The organism is Variovorax sp. P4_D9, from assembly GCF_056401695.1.
Map to the genome: position 1 here is coordinate 1 of NZ_JBFUIU010000950.1, position 3146 is coordinate 3146.

Sequence of the window (3146 nt, forward strand, 5' to 3'; positions counted from 1 at the left end):
ACCGACAGCGTCCGACACAGCGCGATCCGCCGCTCGAACTCGAAGTTATCTCTTGTGTCCATGGCGTGATGTCACCGCTGCTGGCCAACGTGCTGCTGGACGATGTGGACAAGGTATTGGAGGCGCGAGGCTATAGCTTTGCGCGTTATGCCGATGACTGCAACGTGTATGTGGGCAGCGTGAAGGCGGGCGAGCGGGTGATGGCGCTGCTCAGGACGTTGTATACCAGGCTCAAGCTTCAAATCAACGAAGCCAAGAGTGCGGTGGCAAGCGCCCTCGGGCGCAAATTCCTGGGTTACGCGCTGTGGGTGGCTAAGGGCAAGGAGGTCAAATGCAAGGTGGCTGCGAAGCCGCTGCGTGACTTCAAGGCCCGAATTCGGAAACTCACGAGCCGCTCGGGCGGGTGCAGCATGGAGCAAGTGGTAGCAAAGCTCAGGCCCTACCTGTTGGGCTGGAAGGCGTACTTCGGACTGGCGCAAACACCACAAGTCTGGCGAGAGCTGGACAAATGGCTGCGCCACCGACTACGGGCGATCCAGCTCAAACATTGGAAGCGGCCACGGACGATCTACCGGGAGCTCAAAGCACTTGGTGCGGACGAAGATGTCGCCAAACGGGTGGGGCTGTATAGCCGCCGCTGGTGGCGCAACAGCGCCATGCTGCTCAACAGTGTGCTGACCGTTGCTTACTTCGACCGGATGGGTGTACCTCGACTCTCATGACCTCAAACTCTCGAACCGCCGGGTGCGGACCCGCATGCCCGGTGGTGTGGCAGGGGCGCCTCCTATTGCAGGGGGCCCCCTATGCCGATCCAAGAGCGCGACCGACATCCTGGCCAAGGTCACGCGAGCCGAGGCCGCATTGGCACGGGTCCAAAGATAAGTACATATCTGAGTGGCGCGCTACACTAGGTGGTCACTTCATCTGGCTGCGCGCTTGTCTCGCGTGTAGGCGACCAAGTCGCGAATTGTTTGCAGCCGAACCTTTGCTCCATGTGGTTCTTTAACTGTCCAACCTCCCCACCGACTTACAGCGACTCGATAGCCCGCATCCCCCAATAGTTCAGAGCATCGTTCGAATACATCCTTGGCCCCGCCCATTTCCAACCGACTAAGGTCAGGCGGTCTCGGCCGATTGACCGTGGGAGTGATACGCACAGGTGGCTGCGATCCGATCCAGTCTTCCGCCCAAGAGTCCGTGCTTTTCGCATCAACGTGCGATCGTGGCGAAAACTGAGAGGAGGAGGGGAAATCCGCGGGCTGTAGAGATGATGGGATAGGTGAATGCTTTGGTGGCAATGGAACTTCGCCCTGCGGCACGGCCGAATAAGAGGTCGCCAGAGCGTGCCGGTATAGACGATATGTGCTTGCTTCTGCCGCGACCCTCGCATAGAGGTCATCTCTCGCGAGGAATTTTTTAAGCAGAGTGGCGGCGTGCTGAGAATCAGCGGGCTCGGCGATTGATTGCTTTAGACGCAAGAGCACTGCCGTCTGCACTTCGAAACTCAAAGGGTAAGATGCCTCTACCTGTTCGGCCAGAGCTCCCAAATACGATACCGGAGGCGGCGGTGAATCCGGCAAGGGAACTGGCAGCGGCGGCGCCGCTGGCAGCTTAGTTAATGCGCGTGACAGTGCCTTCAGCGCTTCTTTGTCAAAGCTTCGATAGTCGACGAAATGCGTTTTGGCGAGTGATTCCGGGAGGAGGGCCACCACGACGCCTTCGCCCAGCAGCACGGGGAGGACCGCCCGCCGCAAGGCAACCGCGTATGCGTATTCTCTCTTACAGGCGACCGATTCAAGTGCCTCTCCGCTCAGGGCAAAGAGAAACACATCACAGGCCCGAATGCTTTCTAAGATTCGGTCCCACCATACGATCCCCCCAGAAAGTTCTTCGTCAAACCAAACGTTTCGCCCGAGTGATTGGCAGTCATCAGCGAGCTGACGTGCTCCGTCATGTGTCTCTCGGGCATAGCTGATGAAGATTGTTTCCATGATAGTTCCGAAAAGTCACCTTTGCTGCCTCTTTGTCCATTCTCCCCGCTGAGACCACTCTCGCCAAGTCGGTGTCGCTTTGGAGGAATCAGCCTTCAGGGGGATCRCTCTTCGGGTTTCTCTACTGTCCGGGACCCAGATCGCCCGCTGGGGGGCCCACAAGGTCCGGCTGTGACGCTGCTGTTTCGCGTCTGCAGCGGCGCAGAGATACTCCGGTCATGCCGGAGTCCGATGACGACACGCCCACACGCTGCGAGAATCTCTATCGTGCTTAGTCAATCAAAAGGGTTTTAAGGGCCCCGCCTCTGCAATCGGTACACAACGTGCCAGACATTCTGCGCAATCATCGGTCTCATAACGCGGCCAGCGTCTCTTGCATCCATCGGTCAGTGGGAGCACCTCAAGAAGATCCAGGTGGGCCCGGATCAAAGAGAGGGTGAACCGCTGGAGGGTTTCATCGCCACGCGCGTCGCCCAACGTTATTGGCGAACCAATTGGTGCACGAAAAAGCGTCAATAACTATATGGCTTGCCTCACATTCCGCACGTCGATTTTGGCAATAGACCCGAATTTCCGCCGCAGGGGAAGGCGGCTTCAGGGCTTGGCGAGATAGGCTGAAGCGGGCACTCCCAGCAAGCCAAGGACTTGGCCTCGGTGAGTTCTGGTGGGAAGACTCGGATGACTTCGCCATTGGCCAACACCGACACGCGCTCGGCGAGGCTGAACAGCCGCAGGATGTGTTCGGTGGTGGGCCGCCGACAGGCACGGGCCTCGGGGTAGAGGGGGAGCTGATCGATGTTGGCCGCCTGCATGCCTTGGCGCAGCTTGCGCTCGATGAGTGCCTGCACCAGCAGGGCCAGGAAGTACAGGGTGAACAGCGCCTCGATGCGCGCCTCGTTCTTCAGGACCACGGGTGCGACCTCGTGCACCGACTTCAACTGCTCGAAGCGCTTCTCGATGCATGGCTGACTGTTATGACTCTCGCTGGTTGAGGTCTGCGACGGCCTGATGTCCCAGGTACTTTTCGGGCGTTCGTGAGAACGCCGCCGGTTTCATCGCGGGACGGCGCACGAACAAGATAGGCCGGTGCTTCGTTGTTATCGTAGGGTTACCACACCAACCACATAACAACCAAGACCAGCCTATGCGCCGAAT

At 58.9% G+C, this 3146-nt stretch carries 3 protein-coding genes; 1 reads left to right on the forward strand and 2 read right to left on the reverse strand.

Translation table 11 applies throughout. The annotated features are described in order from the left end of the window. Nucleotides 1-722, forward strand: a 722-nt coding sequence (locus AC1DY5_RS48895; RefSeq protein ID WP_478121545.1) for a group II intron maturase-specific domain-containing protein, incomplete at its 5' end; no start/stop codon positions are given. Between the two features lie 198 nt (nucleotides 723-920). Here the strand turns inward: AC1DY5_RS48895 and AC1DY5_RS48900 are convergent. Next, the gene (locus AC1DY5_RS48900; protein ID WP_478121546.1) at nucleotides 921-1991 is read right to left on the reverse strand and encodes a toll/interleukin-1 receptor domain-containing protein; all 1071 of its coding nucleotides are present in this window, start codon (nucleotides 1989-1991) and stop codon (nucleotides 921-923) included. A gap of 533 nt (nucleotides 1992-2524) precedes the next feature. Further along, entirely contained in the window at nucleotides 2525-2902 is a 378-nt protein-coding gene (locus AC1DY5_RS48905; RefSeq protein WP_478121547.1) for a hypothetical protein, read from the reverse strand. Nucleotides 2903-3146: the final 244 nt, after the last annotated feature.

Coding starts and splice junctions, on each gene's coding strand:
- AC1DY5_RS48900 (WP_478121546.1), bottom strand. CDS start 1,991: ATGGAAACAATCTTCATCAGCTATGCCCGAGAGACACATGACGGAGCA.